The sequence below is a fragment of the Streptomyces sp. NBC_01471 genome, assembly GCF_041438865.1.
Classification (GTDB): domain Bacteria; phylum Actinomycetota; class Actinomycetes; order Streptomycetales; family Streptomycetaceae; genus Streptomyces.
This window is the reverse complement of the sequence record NZ_CP109450.1, coordinates 1,010,810-1,026,430: the sequence shown is the minus strand read 5'-3', so window position 1 is coordinate 1,026,430 and position 15,621 is coordinate 1,010,810. Positions and strand designations below refer to the sequence as shown.

The window sequence follows — 15,621 nt, the reverse complement described above, 5'->3', positions numbered from 1 at the left end:
GGTGGTGGGACCCGGGCCACTGATTACACGATGCTGGGCAGCAGTCCCGCAATGAGGAGGACACATGGCGCCGAACAACGCGACGGAGGAGTTCCGGGCCGCACGGGACTTCCTGCTCCTGCACCGTGAGGAGTACCGCACGGCCTACGAGGGCTTCAGCTGGCCGCGCCCCGAGCATTTCAACTGGGCGCTCGACTGGTTCGACACCATCGCCCGGGACAACGCGAGGACCGCGCTGCACATCGTCGAGGAGGACGGCACCGAGACCAGAGTCTCGTTCGCGGAGATGGCCGTGCGTTCCGACCGGGCGGCCAACTGGCTCCGGGCGCAGGGCGTCCGGGCGGGCGACCGCATCCTGGTCGTGCTCGGCAACCAGGAGGAGCTGTGGGAGACGGCGCTCGCCGCGATGAAGCTCCGGGCCGTCGTCATCCCGGCAACTCCGCTGCTGGGAACGGCGGATCTGCGCGACCGGGTCGACCGCGGCGGCGTCCGTCATGTGCTCGTACGGACCGAGGACACCGCCAAGTTCAGCGAGGTGGCAGGCGAATACACCCGGATCGCGGTCGGCGCGGACACCCCGGACGGCTGGCTGTCGTACGGCGACGCGGCGGCCGCCCCGTCCGGCTTCGTGCCCGACGGTGTCACCGGCGCGGACGATCCGCTGATGCTGTACTTCACCTCGGGGACGACCGCCCGGCCCAAGCTGGTGGAGCACACCCACACCTCGTACCCGGTCGGCCATCTGGCGACGATGTACTGGATCGGTCTGCGTCCCGGCGATGTCCACCTCAACATCTCCTCACCCGGATGGGCCAAGCACGCCTGGTCCAATCTGTTCGCGCCCTGGAACGCCGAGGCGACGGTCTTCATCCACAACTACACGCGGTTCGACCCGGCGCGGCTGATGGCCGAGATGGACCGGGTGGGAGTGACGTCCTTCTGCGCGCCGCCGACGGTCTGGCGGATGCTGATCCAGGCCGACCTCAGCCGGCTGGGGACGCCGCCGCGCGAGGTCGCCGCGGCGGGCGAACCGCTGAACCCCGAGGTCATCGAGACCGTACGGCGCGCCTGGGGCGTGACGATCCGGGACGGCTTCGGGCAGACGGAGACCGCCGTCCAGGTGGCCAACACCCCCGGCCAGCTCCTCAAGGCGGGCTCCATGGGCCGCCCGACCCCCGGGTACAAGGTCGAGCTGCTCGATCCGGTCACGGGGGAGCCGGGTGTCAGCGAGGGCGAGATCTGCCTCGACCTCTCCGCCCGGCCCGTCGGTCTGATGACCGGATACCACGGCGACCCGGACCGCACGGCCGAGGCGATGGCCGGCGGCTACTACCGCACCGGCGACATCGGCTCGCGCGACGCGGACGGCTACATCACGTACATCGGCCGCTCCGACGACGTCTTCAAGGCATCGGACTACAAGATCTCGCCGTTCGAGCTGGAGAGCGCGCTGCTGGAGCACGAGGCGGTGGCGGAGGCCGCGGTCGTGCCGGCCCCCGACGCGCTGCGGCTCGCCGTCCCGAAGGCGTACGTGGTCCTGGCCGAGGGCTGGGAGCCGGGCCCCGACGTGGCGAAGGTGCTCTTCGCGCACTCGCGTGCGGTCCTCGCCCCGTACAAGCGGATCCGGCGGATCGAGTTCGCCGAGCTGCCCAAGACGGTATCCGGGAAGATCCGCAGGATCGAACTGCGCCGGGCGACCGCTGAGGGCTCCACCGCCGAGTACGACGAGGGGGAGCTGCGATGACCCTCTCCTACGCGCACGGCACCGGGTCGACACCCCTCCTGGGCGACACGATCGGCGCGAACCTGGACCGCGCGGTCGCCGCGTTCCCGGACCGCGAGGCGCTGGTCGATGTGGGGTCCGGGCGGCGGTGGACGTACGCCCGGTTCGGTGCCGAGGTGGACGAGCTGGCCCGCGGCCTCATCGGCAGCGGGGTCCGCAAGGGCGACCGGGTCGGGATCTGGGCTGTCAACTGCCCGGAGTGGGTGCTCGTCCAGTACGCCACCGCGCGGATCGGCGCGATCATGGTCAACATCAACCCGGCGTACCGGGCACACGAGCTGGAGTTCGTGCTGCGGCAGGCCGGGGTCTCGGTACTGATCGCCTCGACCGGGCACAAGGGCAGCGACTACCGGGCCCTGGTCGGCGAGGTACGCGGCAGCTGTCCGGCCCTGCGGTCCGTCCACTACGCCGGCGACCCGACCTGGGACGAACTGATGGCCGCCGCCCGGCCGGTGGAGCTCGATGCGGCGCTGTCCTGCGACGACCCGATCAACGTCCAGTACACCTCGGGCACCACGGGTTTCCCGAAGGGCGCCACGCTCTCCCACCACAACATCCTCAACAACGGTTTCTTCGTGGGTGAGCTGGTGGGCTACACGGAGCAGGACCGGATCTGTCTGCCGGTGCCCTTCTACCACTGCTTCGGCATGGTCATGGGGAATCTGGCGGCCACGTCGCACGGCGCGTGCATCGTCATTCCGGCACCCTCCTTCGATCCCGGGGCGACGCTGCGCGCCGTCGAGCAGGAGCGCTGCACCTCGCTCTACGGGGTGCCCACGATGTTCATCGCGGAGCTGAACCACCCCGACTTCGCCGCGTACGACCTGAGTTCGCTGCGTACCGGGATCATGGCGGGCTCGCCCTGTCCGGCCGAGGTGATGAAACGGGTCGTCGCCGAGATGCACATGGCCGAGGTGTCGATCTGCTACGGGATGACGGAGACCTCGCCGGTGTCCACCCAGACCCGCCGTGACGACGATCTGGAGCGCCGTACCGGGACGGCCGGGCGGGTCCTGCCGCATCTGGAGGTGAAGGTCGTCGACCCCGCGACCGGGGTCACGGTGGAGCGCGGTGAGCCGGGTGAGCTGTGCACCCGCGGCTACAGCGTGATGCTCGGCTACTGGGAGGAGCCGCAGAAGACCGCCGAGGTGATCGACGCGGGCCGCTGGATGCACACCGGGGACCTGGCCGTCATCCGCGACGACGGCTACGTCCAGATCGTCGGCCGGATCAAGGACATGATCATCCGGGGCGGCGAGAACGTCTATCCGCGCGAGATCGAGGAGTTCCTCTACGGCCACCCCAGGATCGCCGACGTCCAGGTGATCGGCGTACCTGACGAGCGGTACGGCGAAGAGGTGCTGGCCTGTGTCATCCCGCGGGATCCGGCCGACCCTCCGACGCTGGACGGGATCAGGGAGTTCTGCCGCGACCGGCTGGCGCACTACAAGATCCCGCGCGGGCTGCGGATCCTGGAATCCTTCCCGATGACGGTCAGCGGCAAGGTCAGGAAGGTGGAGCTGCGCAATCGGTACGGGGCGGCCGATACCGGGATGCCGGGGGGCCCGCGGAGCTGAAGCCGGGCGGAGTGCGATGCCCGCGGCGCCGCCGTTCCCGCCCCGCGGAGCTGAAGCCGGGTGTGGTGCGACGCCCGTGGCATCGCTGTTCCCGGGCGGGGCGGCCGTCGCTCAGGTCTGTGCCGCGCCCGTACTGACCAGTTCGTCGGCCGGCCCGTTGACCGGCTGCGGGGTGCCGGTGAAGTCCAGCGCGAAGAGGGGCACGGCCAGTTCGTCGGCCCGGGTGCGCGCGTCGTCGGCGTACCCCGAGAGCGAGAAGAAGACGCACGCCGCCGCTGAACTCATCCCGTGCAGCCACAGGCACTCTATGTCCCGCAGGGCGGCGGGCCGGGTGGTGGCCTCCACCGCGGCGATCACGCCCGGGCCGTGCAGGTCGATCCCGGAGGCGGGCCGCCGCTCCGGCTGCACGATCTCGCGGAAGCCCAGCCACTCCAGATAGCGCGCCGCCGCCGACACCACGTCGCCCGCGGTGCGGATCGCCAGGGGCCGGAAGGCGGGCCGGGGCGCGGCGGCCGTGCGCGGCAGCGGGATGTGGCCCGGGGGCCGCGCCGTGGTGGAGGAGTCCGTGACGGTGAGGTCCGGGTCGGCGGGGTCCGTGGCCTGGCCGCCCGGGGCGTCCGCGTCCGGGGGAGCCGTCACCGGGCGCACCGCGAGGCGCAGGACCGTACCGCAGGAGCAGCCGAGCTCGGGCTGCGGCCATTCGTCCTGCCGTCCGCATGACGCACAGCGGACCGTGACCCACTCCTCCGACCAGCTCCGGCGGGTGAGTGGTACCGGCGGTGCGTCCGTCAGCAGCGGCGGCGCGAGCGGAGCGCCGCAGGCACAGGGCAGGACCGTCGCCAGATAGGCATGTTCCTTGCGGCAGACCGGGCAGCGCACGACCGCGCTCGTCGCCCACTCGTCCGCGCCTCTTCCCGCACCCTTTCCCGCTCTCTCTCCCATGGGGCCCATCGTCCACCAAGCGGCCCGGACCGGGGGCGTACTTCGGACAGGTGACGCAAGTCCGCGGTCCCTCCCTTGACGGCAGGTGCAGCCAGCTCTTACATTGCTTCCGTATAGCAGAAATGAACTTCCGTAATGCGGAATTGGGCGATCTCAGGTTGGCGCGACAGGAGGCCCACTCCGACTGGCGAGCAGGAGTATTCAATGCCTCGTATGACCGCTGCCCGAGCGGCAGTCGAGATTCTCAAGCGCGAGGGCGTCAGCGACGCGTTCGGCGTGCCGGGCGCGGCGATCAACCCGTTCTACGCGGCCCTCAAGGCCGCCGGCGGCGTGCGGCACACGCTCGCCCGCCACGTCGAGGGCGCCTCGCACATGGCTGAGGGATACACCCGCGCCAACCCCGGCAACATCGGTGTCTGCATCGGTACGTCGGGCCCCGCCGGCACCGACATGATCACCGGTCTCTACTCGGCGATCGCCGACTCGATCCCGATCCTCTGCATCACGGGCCAGGCGCCGGTCGCCTACCTCCACAAGGAGGACTTCCAGGCCGTCGACATCGCCTCGATCGCCAAGCCGGTCACCAAGGCGGCGACCACCGTCCTGGAGGCCGCGCAGGTCCCCGGCGTCTTCCAGCAGGCGTTCCACCTGATGCGCTCCGGCCGGCCCGGCCCCGTCCTCATCGACCTGCCGATCGACGTCCAGCAGACGGAGATCGAGTTCGACCCCGAGACGTACGAGCCGCTGCCGGTCTACAAGCCGGCCGCGACCCGCGCCCAGGCCGAGAAGGCGATCCGGTTCCTGCTGGAGTCCGAGCGCCCGCTGATCATCGCCGGTGGCGGCATCTTCAACGCCGACGCATCGGACCTGCTGGTCGAGTTCGCCGAGCTGACCAACACTCCGGTCGTTCCCACCCTCATGGGCTGGGGTTCGATCCCGGACGACCACGAGCTGAACGCCGGCATGGTCGGTCAGCAGACCGGTACGCGTTACGGCAACGCCACGTTCCTGGAGTCGGACTTCGTCCTCGGCATCGGCAACCGCTGGGCCAACCGTCACACCGGCTACAAGCTGGACGTGTACACCAAGGACCGCAAGTTCGTGCACGTCGACATCGAGCCGACCCAGATCGGCAAGATCTTCGCCCCGGACTACGGCATCGCCTCCGACGCCAAGGCCGCGCTGACGCTCTTCGTCGAGATCGCCAAGGAGCTGAAGGCCGAGGGCAAGCTGCCCGACCGCTCCGCCTGGGTCGCCTCGCACCTGGAGCGCAAGTCCACGCTGCACCGCCGCACGCACTTCGACAACGTGCCGATGAAGCCGCAGCGGGTCTACGAGGAGATGAACAAGGCCTTCGGCCCGGAGACGCGCTACGTCACCACCATCGGCCTCTCCCAGATCGCCGGCGCGCAGATGCTGCACGTCTACAAGCCGCGCCACTGGATCAACTGCGGCCAGGCGGGCCCGCTGGGCTGGACCATCCCGGCCGCGCTCGGCGCCGCCACCGCCGACCCCGAGACCCCCGTGGTCGCGCTCTCCGGCGACTACGACTTCCAGTTCATGCTGGAGGAGCTGGCGGTCGGCGCGCAGCACAACATCCCCTACGTCCACGTTCTCGTGAACAACGCCTACCTGGGCCTGATCCGCCAGTCGCAGATCGGCCTGGACATCAACTTCCAGGTCAACCTGGAGTTCGAGAACATCAACGCTCCCGAGCTGGGCGTCTACGGCGTCGACCACGTCAAGGTCGTCGAGGGCCTCGGCTGCAAGGCGATCCGGGTCACCGAGCCCGACCAGCTGCTCCCCGCGTTCGAGGAGGCCAAGAAGCTGGCCGCCGAGTACCGCGTCCCGGTCGTCGTCGAGGCGATCCTGGAGCGCATCACCAACATCGCGATGAGCCCGACCGCGGACATCAGCGCGGTCAAGGAGTTCGAGGAGATCGCGACCGAGCCGGGCCACGCCCCGACCGCGATTCTTCCGCTGAAGACTTCCTGACCTTCGCACCAGGAGGGGGCGGGTCGCCGGAAACGGCGGCCCGCCCCCTCGTGCGCTCCGGGCCGGGGGAGCTATTCGCACAGCCCATACTGTACAGGTGAAACTGGACAGTTCAGGCTGTGGACATTAGCGTGGACGGCATGAGTGAGAACCCGGGCCTGTCGCCCTCGGCCGTTCAGGCGTCGCGCGAGGTCCGTGCCGTCATCAGCCGCCTGCGCCGCCGCATCCTGAACGCCTCCGAGGTCGAGGACCTCACCCTGGGCCAGGCGTCCGTCCTGGCACGCCTGTCCGGCAAGGGGGGCGTCACCGCGAGTGAGCTCGCCTCCGCGGAAGGGGTGCGGCACCAGTCGATGACCGCGACGGTCGGCTCGCTGGCCACGATGGGCCTGGTGGAGCGGAGCCCCGACCCGGACGACGGGCGGCGCCTGCTGATCACGCTGACGGCGGAGGGCCACCGCAGGGTGGAGGAGGGGCGGCAGGCCCGGACGGAATGGCTGGCCGGCCAGTTGCAGGACAAGTGCACGGAAGAGGAACGCCAGGCCGTGATCGCCGCGACAGCCGTACTGGAGCGGCTGACTCATGACTGAGGCGAAGACGGACGTCGCCCAGAGCGGGACGGACAAGCCGGGCTTCGACCGGCGGCTGCTGCCGCCGATGTTGCTGGGCTCGGTCCTGAACCCGGTCAACTCGACGATCATCTCGGTCGCGCTCGTCCCCATCGGCAGGGCCCTGGGCGCGCCGTCCTCGCAGACGGCGTGGCTGGTCTCCGCCCTCTATCTGGCCACCTCGCTTGGTCAGCCGGTCGTGGGCCGGCTCATCGACATCTTCGGCCCGCGCCGGCTCTTCCTCCTCAGCACCGGCCTCGTCGGCGTCGCCGGAGCGGTAGGCACCCTGGCACCCGACCTGGGGGTGCTCATCGTCGCGCGCGTGCTGCTGGGGTTCGGTACCTGTGCCGGCTATCCCTCCGCGATGGCACTGCTGCGCAGCGAGGCCAAGCGCACCGGACGGGACAGTCCCGGCGGGGTGCTGACCGCACTGGCGGTCACCAACCAGACCATCGCCGTCGTCGGCCCGCTGCTGGGCGGCCTGCTGATCTCCGTGGGCGGCTGGCGCGCCACCTTCGCGCTGAATGTGCCGCTGGCCGCCCTGGCCGTACTGCTGGGGCTGCTGCGACTGCCCAGGTCGGCCGGAACGGGCGAGTCCCCGCGGCACGGCCGCCCGGTGGCCCAGCTCGACCTGCCCGGCATGGGCCTGTTCGCCGCGATGCTCACCTCGCTGCTGCTGTTCCTGATGAACCTGCACCTGCGCAACTGGTACCTGCTGGTGATCGTCGCCGCCGCGGGAACCGCGTTCGCCGTGCGGGAGCTGCGGGCCGCCACCCCCTTCATCGACCTGCGGGTCCTCGGCGGCAACACACCGCTCCTGGCCACCTACGGACGCGCGCTCGTCGCCTACGTCGTCTCCTACGCGTTCCTCTACGGCTTCAGCCAGTGGACCGAGGAGGGCTATGGGCTGACGCCCTTCCACGCCGGCCTGGTGCAGATCCCCATGTTCCTGCTGGCGATCGGTGCCTCGATCATCTCCGGGCGGCGACGGAGCGTACGGGGGAAGCTGCTGACCGGCGCGGTCGGGCAGATCGTGGCCTGTCTGGTGATGCTGACGCTCACCGGGACGAGCCCTCTGTGGATGCTGCTCCTCGTCGCCCTGATCTTCGGCCTCCCGCAGGGGCTGAACAGCCTGGCCCTGCAGAACTCCGTCTATTACCAGGCCGATTCCGAACGCACCGCCTCCTCGGCCGGGCTGCTGCGCACCTTCGCCTACGTCGGCTCGATGATCGCCTCCTCCGCGACCGCCTCGTCCTTCGGACAGCGTGCCGACACCGGCGGCATGCACCAGCTCGCCTGGGTCATGCTCGGCGCCGGTGTGCTCTACCTCCTGCTGACCGTCTTCGACCGCACGCTCGGCCGTGCGGCGAAAACGGCCTCCGGGGCGGCGGAGTAGGCGCTCCGGGCAGCCCGGCCACGGCTCTCACCCGCCGCTCACCACTCGGCGCCGCGAGGCCTCCACCAACAGCGCTCCACGCACACGAAAGGCACCCTCATGTCCCGCACCGCACTGCTGCTCATGGACCTTCAGGGCAACCACCTGGCCCACCTGCCCGACGACTACCTGCCCCACGCCGTGCACGCACTCGAAACGGCCCGCGCCGCCGGTGTCCCGGTCATCCACGTGGCACTCCGGCTGCGTCAGGGGCACACGGACGCCCACCCCCGCAACAAGATCTTCGGCGCCCTTCCGCCGCACCTCTTCACGGACGGCGATCCCGGCGCCGCCATCCACCCGGACGTCGCCCCCGCCGACGGCGAGTTCGTCGTTCACAAGAACCGGATCAGCGCCTTCGCCGGCAACAACCTCCAGCAGATCCTCGCCGCCCAGGACATCGGCCACCTGGTCCTGGCCGGCATCTCCACCGGCGGGATCGTCCTGTCCACCGCCCTGCAGGCCGTCGACCTGGACTACCGGGTCACCGTCCTGTCCGATGCCTGCGCCGACCCCAGCCCCGCCCTGCACGACACCCTCATCAACGAGATCCTCACCCGGCGCGGCGAGGTCAGCACGGTCGACGAATGGGGGCAGACCCTCAACGCCGCCTGACGCTCTCCGGCCGCGATGCCACGGGCGCACGCAGCGCAGGGCACACGAAAAGGAGTGCGGAACAAGGGATCGTGGACCTTGTTCCGCACTCCGGCTCGTGCTGCTTGATACCGCCCGGCGGCACGAGGCTGGGCGCGACAGGACGTTCGTGCCGCCGGGCGGGGTATGTGGTGAGGCTGCGGGGAGGGTTTTCGCGGTGGGACAGCAGGGGACCGCGGCGGAGTGCGATCGGCCCCCCGGTCCCTCTCCTTCACATCAGGAGAGCGCCGGGGGAGCCTTGACCACCGCACTGGCATCGTCATTCCGCCGCGGTCCGCAGGCTTGTCCGGACCACCGGCCACCCCTCATCGGGACGGCGGCCCGGACCGCGCCGATGACCTGACCTCCCGTCAAGTCACTGGCGCCGTCTTTCGGTTCGCTCAGGCCTCGCGCAGGGCGCGGACAGCTTCCTCGACGCGCTTGCCGTACTCCGTGTCGGCGGCGTGGAAGTGCGCGAGGTTCTTCTCGATGACCTCGTCGAGAGTGACCTGCGAGAGGCCGCCCGCGATGTTGGCGATCAGCCGCGACTTCTCGTCGGCGGACATGAGCCGGTACAGCTCGCCGGCCTGGAAGAAGTGGTCGTCCTTGACGTGCTCGGCGGCGCCCTGCGCTCCGGTCCAGCCGGTCACGGCGATCGGGGCGGCCAGGGGGGCGTCCGTCTGGGCCGGGCCCGAGTGGGAGTTGGGCTCGTAGTTCTTGTCGCCGCGCGAGCCGTAGCGGGTCGCCATGTGGCCGTCACGGCCGTAGTTGTCGACGGTCGCGTTCCGCGGCGCGTTGACCGGCAGCTGCGTGTGGTTGATGCCCACGCGGTAGCGCTGCGCGTCGGCGTACGCGAAGAGGCGGCCCTGGAGCATCTTGTCCGGCGAGGGACCGATGCCGGGGACGAAGTTGTTCGGCGAGAACGCCGCCTGCTCGACCTCGGCGAAGACGTTGTCCGGGTTGCGGTCCAGCACGAGACGGCCCACGCGCTGCAGCGGGTAGTCGCTGTGCGGCCACACCTTGGTGACGTCGAACGGGTTGAAGCGGTAGTCGGCCGCCTCGGCGGCCGGCATGATCTGGACGTGCAGCGTCCAGGACGGGTTGACGCCCCGCTCGATCGCCTGGAGCAGGTCGGTCTGGTGGCTGTTGCCGTCCTTGCCCACCAGCTCCGAGGCCTGGTCGGCGGAGAGGCTGCGGACACCCTGGTTCGTCTTGAAGTGGTACTTGACGAAGAAGGCCTCGCCCTGGGCGTTCGTCCACTGGTAGGTGTGCGAGCCGTAGCCGTTCATGTGCCGGTACGAGGCGGGGATGCCGCGGTCGCCCATCAGCCAGGTGACCTGGTGCGTGGCCTCGGGGGAGTGCGCCCAGAAGTCCCAGACGTTGTTGGGCTCCTGCTTGCCCGTGAACGGGTCACGCTTCTGCGAGTGGATGAAGTCCGGGAACTTGATCGGGTCCTTGATGAAGAAGACCGGGGTGTTGTTCCCGACGAGGTCGTAGTTGCCCTCGTCCGTGTAGAACTTCAGCGCGAAGCCACGGGGGTCGCGTACCGCGTCCGAACCGCCCAGCGAGTCGGCGACGGTCGAGAAGCGGATGAACGTGTCGGTGCGCTTGCCCACGCTGGAGAGGAAGTCGGCGCGGGTGAAGCCGGTGACGTCGTCGGTCACCTCGAAGTAGCCGTAGGCGCCGGAGCCACGAGCGTGGACGACACGCTCCGGGATGCGCTCCCGGTTGAACCGGGCGAGCTTCTCCAGCAGGTGCTGGTCCTGGATGAGGACCGGACCACCGACGCCGGCGGTGGCTGAATTCTGGTTGTCGGCGACCGGGGCGCCTGACTCGGTCGTAAGCACGCGCTTCGACATCGTGGACCTTCCGTACTGGGGCTGCTGACGGCTTGAGGAGCGTAAATACGCTGCGAACGCCACGTCAACAGTTTGTTGAAATTGAAGTGTGAGGAGACCGGACCGCGGCAGCGCCTGGGCGCGACAGGACAGGTGTCAGCGCTGCCGCGGACCGGAGTTCGGAGGGGGCCGGAGCCCCGGAGGGTGGCGCGGGGTGGGTCAGACCTGCTGGCCGGAGAGGCGCTCGACCGAGCGCAGCAGCGCGGAGTGGTCGAGGCCGCCGTCGCCCTGGGCCCGCAGCGAGGCGACCAGCTGGGCGACGACCGCGCCGACGGGCAGGGCGGCGCCGACGTTGCGGGCGGCGTCGGTGACGATGCCCATGTCCTTGTGGTGCAGGTCGATCCGGAAGCCGGGCTTGAAGTCCCGGTTCAGGAAGTTGTCCTTCTTGCGGGTCAGGACGGTCGAACCGGCCAGGCCGCCGTTGAGGACGTCGAGGGCCGCGGAGAGGTTCACGCCGGACTTCTCCAGGAAGACCACGGCCTCGGCGCACGCCTGGATGTTGACGGCGACGATCAGCTGGTTGGCGGCCTTCACCGTCTGGCCCGAGCCGTGCGGACCGCAGAGCACGATGGTCTTGCCCAGCGCGTCGAGGATCGGCTTCGCGGTGTCGAAGTCGGCCTGCTCGCCGCCGACCATGATGGACAGGACGGCCTCGATGGCTCCGGCCTCGCCGCCGGAGACCGGTGCGTCCAGGACGCGCAGGCCCTTCTCGCCGCCGGCCTTGCCCAGGTCGACCGAGGTCTGCGGGGTGATCGACGACATGTCGATCAGCAGCGCGCCCGCCTTGGCGTTCTCCAGGATGCCGTCAGGACCGTACGCGATGGCCTCGACGTGCGGCGATGCGGGCACCATGGTGATCACCACGTCGGCGTCGCGCACCGCTTCGGCGATCGAGGACACGGCGGTGCCGCCTGCGGCAGCCAGCCGGTCCAGCTTGTCCTGCTCCAGGGTGTAGCCAGTCACCGAGTAGCCGGCCTTGATCAGGTTCTCGGACATCGGGGAGCCCATGATGCCGAGGCCGATCCATGCGACCTTGGGGAGATTGCTCATGCGGGGGTCCTCTTTCAACACGCGGGTGGAGATGGTCAGTTGGGGAGCCAGCCGAAGGCGTCGGCGCTCGGGCGGTCGCCCGGCTTGTACTCCAGGCCGACCCAGCCGTCGTAGCCGGCCTTGGTCAGCCGGTCGAGCAGGTCCTCCAGCGGCAGCGAACCCGTACCGGGCGCGCCGCGGCCGGGGTTGTCGGCGATCTGCACGTGGCCGGTCTGCGAGGCGTAGGTGTCGATGACCTCGTTGAGGTCCTCGCCGTTCATCGACAGGTGGTACAGGTCGAGCAGGAACTTCGCGTTCCCGAGCCCCGTGAGGGCGTTGACCTTGTTGACCACGTCGATCGCCGCCGGAGCGCTCACCAGCGGGCAGAGCGGCGACTCGGGCTTGTTGAGCGCCTCGATGAGCAGGATCGCGCCCACCCGGTCGGCGGCGCGGGCCGCTACCGTGAGGTTCTCCAGGGCCAGCTCGTCCTGGACGGCCGGGTCCACGCCTTCGACGCGGTTGCCGTACAGCGCGTTGAGCGCCTTGCAGCCGACCGAGGCGGCGAAGTCGGCCGCGATGTCGATGTTGGCGCGGAAGCGGTCGGACTCCTGGCCGGGGACGGAGAGCGCGCCTCGGTCCGGGCCGGGGAGCCGGCCGGCGTAGAAGTTGAGACCCACCAGCTGGGTGCCGGCGTCGTCGAGCGCCTTTTTGAGCGCGTCGAGCTCGGCCTGCGGGGGGGTGGGGGTCTCGATCCAGGGCCACCACAGCTCGACCGCGCTGAAACCGGCCGCGGCCGCGGCTGCGGGACGCTCCAGAAGCGGGAGTTCCGTGAAGAGGATCGAGAGGTTCACATCGAAGCGCTGGTCCGTGTAGCCCATAAGGCGTTCGGCGCTCCTTCCGTATTGCGGAAGTTACTTTCTACTTGATGGAAGATTGCCTGTCGTCCTGTGGAGCTGTCAAGTGGGCCTGCCGTTTTCGGTCCCCCGCGCAGTAGGTTGTGCGCGTGCGATTGAGAGTGGAATTCACGACGGAGCCCTTTGATCTGGACGATGCGCCGCCCCATGCGGTGGTCGCCCGGGAGGTCATCCAGGCCGCCGAGCTGGACGCGGTGGACGTCGGACCGTTCGGCAACACCGCCGAAGGCGGCTCGGACGAGGTACTGACCGCGGTGGACGCACTGCTCCGCCGGGCCCTGGGCGCGGGCGCCACCCGGGTCTCCCTCCAGGTGAACGTGATCGGGCAGGACGGGGAGGGCGAGAAGTGACCGAGCCGGGAGACCACCCACTCGTCGCCGCGGTGAAGCCGCTGGTCGACGCCATGGGGGCCGAGATCCTCGTACCGGACCAGGCGACCGAGGACGACGTGCTGCTCACCTGGGAGGGGGTGGACGTCCTGGCCGTGCGGCTGCCGCAGCTCTCGGACTCCCTCGACCACATCCTGGCGGCGCTGGAGCGCCGTCACGGGGTGCCGCTCTCGGAGCTCGACCGAAGGACGAAACAGGGCGTCGTGCGGATACTGGAGGCGCGTGGAGCCTTCTCCGTACGGCACGGCGTCGAGACGGTGGCGGGCGCGCTCGGGGTCAGCCGCTTCACCGTCTACAACTATCTGAACAGGGAGAACGTCGCCAAGAGTGACTGAGTGGTCTCGTGGCGGCGGCATCGGGCCCTGCCACGGCCGACAGCCGCCGTCCGGGGTACCGGGCGGCGGTTTTTGTCTGACCAAAGTTTTCAACAAAGTGTTGACGTGGTGTTTCCGAGGGCGTTAGCTATCCGCAGCCCGTCCAGCACAAGGCCCATACAAGGCCACGGAGGTCCCCGTGACTTCGAGTCCAGAGCGCTTGCCGGGGGAGATCCCCGGAGCCCCCGAGGGGCTCGCCCGGTTCAACACCCTGCGGGACAGTGCGGCGCTAGCCGCGCTTCACGAGGTCTGCGCCAGTTCGGTCTGGGGGAGCAAAATCCTCGCCCAGCGCCCCTATGCCACCGCTGAAGCCCTCTTTCTCGCCAGCGACGCCGCTACGGCCGAGCTGACCGCGGAAGACCTGGCCGAGGCGATGGCGGGGCACCCGCCGATCGGGCGGCCGAAACCCGGAGACCCGACGTCCTCCCGTGAACAGCGGGGGATGGCCGGAGCGACCGAGGAGCTCAAGGCCGAGATGCTCGAACTGAACCTGGCCTACCAGGAGAAGTTCGGACATGTCTTTCTGATCTGCGCGACCGGTGCCACCGGCGAGCAGATGCGCGACGCGATGAAAGCCCGGTCCGGCAATACGCCCGAGCAGGAGCGCGCGATCGTGCGCACCGAACTCGGCAAGATCAACCGCATCCGGCTGAATCTGGTCGCAGCGGCCACCGCGGAGAACGCGGCGGCCGCGGAAGAAGGAGAGTGAAGGCTTGAGCACGCAGACCACCGCATCGGTGTCCACGCACATCCTGGACACCAGCGTGGGACGCCCCGCCGCAGGTGTCGCCATCTCGCTCGCGGCCCGCAGCGGCCCCGGCGCGCAGTGGGCGGCACTGGGCGGATCCGCGACCGACGCGGACGGGCGCTGCAAGGACCTGCCGGCCCTGCCGGAAGGAACAACCCATGTACGCCTCGATTTCGAGACCGAGGCGTACTTCTCCAAGAAACAAGCCGAGGCACAGCAGGACGCCCCCCGCGTAAGGGACAGCGGCGCTTTCTTCCCGGAGGTGGCGATCACGTTCGCCGTCGTCCCGGGCGAGCACTTCCACGTACCGCTGCTGCTCAACCCGTTCGGCTACTCCGTATACCGAGGGAGCTAGCAACGTCATGCCCACGATTCTCGGCCAGAACCAGTACGGCAAAGCAGAGAACCGCGTAGTCAAGATCACGCGGGACGGCGACACCCACCACATCAAGGACCTGAACGTCTCGGTCGCCCTCTCGGGCGACATGGACGACGTCCATTACTCCGGCTCCAACACCAGTGTCCTGCCGACCGACACCACCAAGAACACGGTGTACGCGTTCGCCAAGGAGCACGGGATCGAGTCCGCCGAGCAGTTCGGCATCCACCTGGCCCGGCACTTCGTGACCACCCAGGAAGGGATCCACCGCGCCAGGATCCGGATAGAGGAGTACTCCTGGGAGCGCATCGCCACCTCCGACGCCAGCTCGCAGTTCATCGGTGCCGACGACGTGCAGCACTCCTTCGTCCGCAAGGGGCAGGAGCTGCGCACCTCGGAGATCACCTTCGACGGTGAGAACTGGCAGGTCATCTCGGGTCTGAAGGACCTGACGGTGATGAACTCCACCAACTCGGAGTTCTGGGGCTACGCCAAGGACAAGTACACGACGCTCAAGGAGGCGTACGACCGCATCCTCGCGACCGCGGTGTCCTCCCAGTGGCGGTACAGCTGGTCCAACGACGCGGACCGCATGCCGAACTGGGAGAAGTCCTACGAGCAGTGCAAGAAGCACATGCTCCAGGCCTTCGCCGAGACGTACTCGCTCTCCCTGCAGCAGACCATGTACCAGATGGGCTCGCGCATCATCAACAGCCGGAGCGAGATCGACGAGATCCGCTTCTCGCTGCCGAACAAGCACCACTTCCTGGTGGACCTGGAGCCCTTCGGGCTCAAGAACGACAACGAGGTCTACTACGCGGCCGACCGCCCGTACGGACTCATCGAGGCCACCATCCTGCGGGACGGCGCCGATGCCCGTATCCCGGTGGACATGACCAACCTCTGAAACCCGACCGGTG

15 protein-coding genes are annotated in these 15,621 nt (G+C 69.3%); 11 read left to right on the top strand and 4 right to left on the bottom strand.

From position 1 onward, the window contains the following. The first annotated feature begins 64 nt into the window (after positions 1-64). Together OG285_RS04520 and OG285_RS04515 are read left to right on the top strand one after the other, a co-directional pair. Positions 65-1,744: an AMP-binding protein gene (locus OG285_RS04520; protein WP_371790221.1), complete on the top strand. Its 1,680-nt coding sequence runs from the start codon at positions 65-67 to the stop codon at positions 1,742-1,744. Beyond that, on the top strand, positions 1,741-3,360 hold the full coding sequence (locus tag OG285_RS04515; protein WP_356831203.1) for an AMP-binding protein: 1,620 nt from the start codon (positions 1,741-1,743) through the stop codon (positions 3,358-3,360). The genes OG285_RS04520 and OG285_RS04515 overlap by 4 nt, the downstream gene beginning before the upstream one ends. Positions 3,361-3,471: 111 nt before the next feature. Here OG285_RS04515 and OG285_RS04510 read toward each other — a convergent pair whose 3' ends face one another. After that, positions 3,472-4,302, bottom strand: a complete 831-nt coding sequence (locus OG285_RS04510; RefSeq protein ID WP_371790220.1) for a hypothetical protein — start codon at positions 4,300-4,302, stop codon at positions 3,472-3,474. A gap of 204 nt (positions 4,303-4,506) precedes the next feature. On the opposite strand from OG285_RS04510, the gene gcl reads away from it, so the two are divergent. From gcl to OG285_RS04490, 4 genes are all read left to right on the top strand, one after another. After that, a complete protein-coding gene (gcl, locus tag OG285_RS04505) occupies positions 4,507-6,297 on the top strand; it encodes a glyoxylate carboligase (RefSeq protein WP_356831199.1) in 1,791 nt (596 codons plus the stop codon). 140 nt (positions 6,298-6,437) lie between these two features. Further along, positions 6,438-6,884 carry a MarR family transcriptional regulator gene (locus OG285_RS04500; RefSeq protein WP_356831197.1) on the top strand — a complete coding sequence of 149 codons (447 nt, stop codon included), beginning with the start codon at positions 6,438-6,440 and terminating at the stop codon, positions 6,882-6,884. Beyond that, positions 6,877-8,298 carry an MFS transporter gene (locus OG285_RS04495; protein ID WP_371790219.1) on the top strand — a complete coding sequence of 474 codons (1,422 nt, stop codon included), beginning with the start codon at positions 6,877-6,879 and terminating at the stop codon, positions 8,296-8,298. The genes OG285_RS04500 and OG285_RS04495 overlap by 8 nt, the downstream gene beginning before the upstream one ends. Positions 8,299-8,397: 99 nt before the next feature. After that, positions 8,398-8,952 (top strand): cysteine hydrolase family protein, encoded by a 555-nt coding sequence (locus OG285_RS04490; RefSeq protein ID WP_371790218.1) that lies wholly within the window; start codon positions 8,398-8,400, stop codon positions 8,950-8,952. Between the two features lie 419 nt (positions 8,953-9,371). Here the strand turns inward: OG285_RS04490 and OG285_RS04485 are convergent, their stop codons facing one another. The 3 genes from OG285_RS04485 to OG285_RS04475 all read right to left on the bottom strand — a co-directional run bounded on the left by OG285_RS04485 (position 9,372) and on the right by OG285_RS04475 (position 12,775). Then, positions 9,372-10,829: a catalase gene (locus OG285_RS04485; RefSeq protein ID WP_356831191.1), complete on the bottom strand. Its 1,458-nt coding sequence runs from the start codon at positions 10,827-10,829 to the stop codon at positions 9,372-9,374. Between the two features lie 198 nt (positions 10,830-11,027). Continuing rightward, positions 11,028-11,918, bottom strand: coding sequence for a 2-hydroxy-3-oxopropionate reductase (locus OG285_RS04480; RefSeq protein WP_356831189.1), 891 nt, complete (start codon positions 11,916-11,918; stop codon positions 11,028-11,030). 35 nt (positions 11,919-11,953) lie between these two features. Then, positions 11,954-12,775 (bottom strand): TIM barrel protein, encoded by an 822-nt coding sequence (locus tag OG285_RS04475; RefSeq protein ID WP_356831187.1) that lies wholly within the window; start codon positions 12,773-12,775, stop codon positions 11,954-11,956. Between the two features lie 125 nt (positions 12,776-12,900). Here OG285_RS04475 and OG285_RS04470 point away from each other — a divergent pair, with 125 nt between their 5' ends. The 5 genes from OG285_RS04470 (at position 12,901) to pucL (ending at position 15,608) form a co-directional block, all read left to right on the top strand. Continuing rightward, positions 12,901-13,161, top strand: a complete 261-nt coding sequence (locus tag OG285_RS04470) for a hypothetical protein (protein WP_356831185.1) — start codon at positions 12,901-12,903, stop codon at positions 13,159-13,161. After that, a complete protein-coding gene (locus tag OG285_RS04465) occupies positions 13,158-13,535 on the top strand; it encodes a helix-turn-helix domain-containing protein (RefSeq protein ID WP_356831183.1) in 378 nt (125 codons plus the stop codon). Before OG285_RS04470 ends, OG285_RS04465 begins: the two co-directional genes overlap by 4 nt. 178 nt (positions 13,536-13,713) lie before the next feature. Next, a complete protein-coding gene (gene uraD / locus OG285_RS04460) occupies positions 13,714-14,283 on the top strand; it encodes a 2-oxo-4-hydroxy-4-carboxy-5-ureidoimidazoline decarboxylase (RefSeq protein WP_356831181.1) in 570 nt (189 codons plus the stop codon). Between the two features lie 4 nt (positions 14,284-14,287). Next, positions 14,288-14,677 (top strand): hydroxyisourate hydrolase, encoded by a 390-nt coding sequence (uraH, locus tag OG285_RS04455; RefSeq protein WP_356831179.1) that lies wholly within the window; start codon positions 14,288-14,290, stop codon positions 14,675-14,677. A 7-nt stretch (positions 14,678-14,684) separates the two neighbouring features. Further along, positions 14,685-15,608, top strand: a complete 924-nt coding sequence (pucL, locus tag OG285_RS04450; protein WP_356831177.1) for a factor-independent urate hydroxylase — start codon at positions 14,685-14,687, stop codon at positions 15,606-15,608. Positions 15,609-15,621 lie beyond the last annotated feature (13 nt).

Bases quoted from the DNA above. Each gene is read 5' to 3' on its own strand.
- OG285_RS04485 (WP_356831191.1), bottom strand. From the start codon at position 10,829: ATGTCGAAGCGCGTGCTTACGACCGAGTCAGGCGCCCCGGTCGCCGAC.
- OG285_RS04495 (WP_371790219.1), top strand. From the start codon at position 6,877: ATGACTGAGGCGAAGACGGACGTCGCCCAGAGCGGGACGGACAAGCCG.
- OG285_RS04520 (WP_371790221.1), top strand. From the start codon at position 65: ATGGCGCCGAACAACGCGACGGAGGAGTTCCGGGCCGCACGGGACTTC.
- gcl (WP_356831199.1), top strand. From the start codon at position 4,507: ATGCCTCGTATGACCGCTGCCCGAGCGGCAGTCGAGATTCTCAAGCGC.
- OG285_RS04500 (WP_356831197.1), top strand. From the start codon at position 6,438: ATGAGTGAGAACCCGGGCCTGTCGCCCTCGGCCGTTCAGGCGTCGCGC.
- OG285_RS04490 (WP_371790218.1), top strand. From the start codon at position 8,398: ATGTCCCGCACCGCACTGCTGCTCATGGACCTTCAGGGCAACCACCTG.
- OG285_RS04475 (WP_356831187.1), bottom strand. From the start codon at position 12,775: ATGGGCTACACGGACCAGCGCTTCGATGTGAACCTCTCGATCCTCTTC.
- OG285_RS04515 (WP_356831203.1), top strand. From the start codon at position 1,741: ATGACCCTCTCCTACGCGCACGGCACCGGGTCGACACCCCTCCTGGGC.
- OG285_RS04510 (WP_371790220.1), bottom strand. From the start codon at position 4,302: ATGGGAGAGAGAGCGGGAAAGGGTGCGGGAAGAGGCGCGGACGAGTGG.
- pucL (WP_356831177.1), top strand. From the start codon at position 14,685: ATGCCCACGATTCTCGGCCAGAACCAGTACGGCAAAGCAGAGAACCGC.
- OG285_RS04480 (WP_356831189.1), bottom strand. From the start codon at position 11,918: ATGAGCAATCTCCCCAAGGTCGCATGGATCGGCCTCGGCATCATGGGC.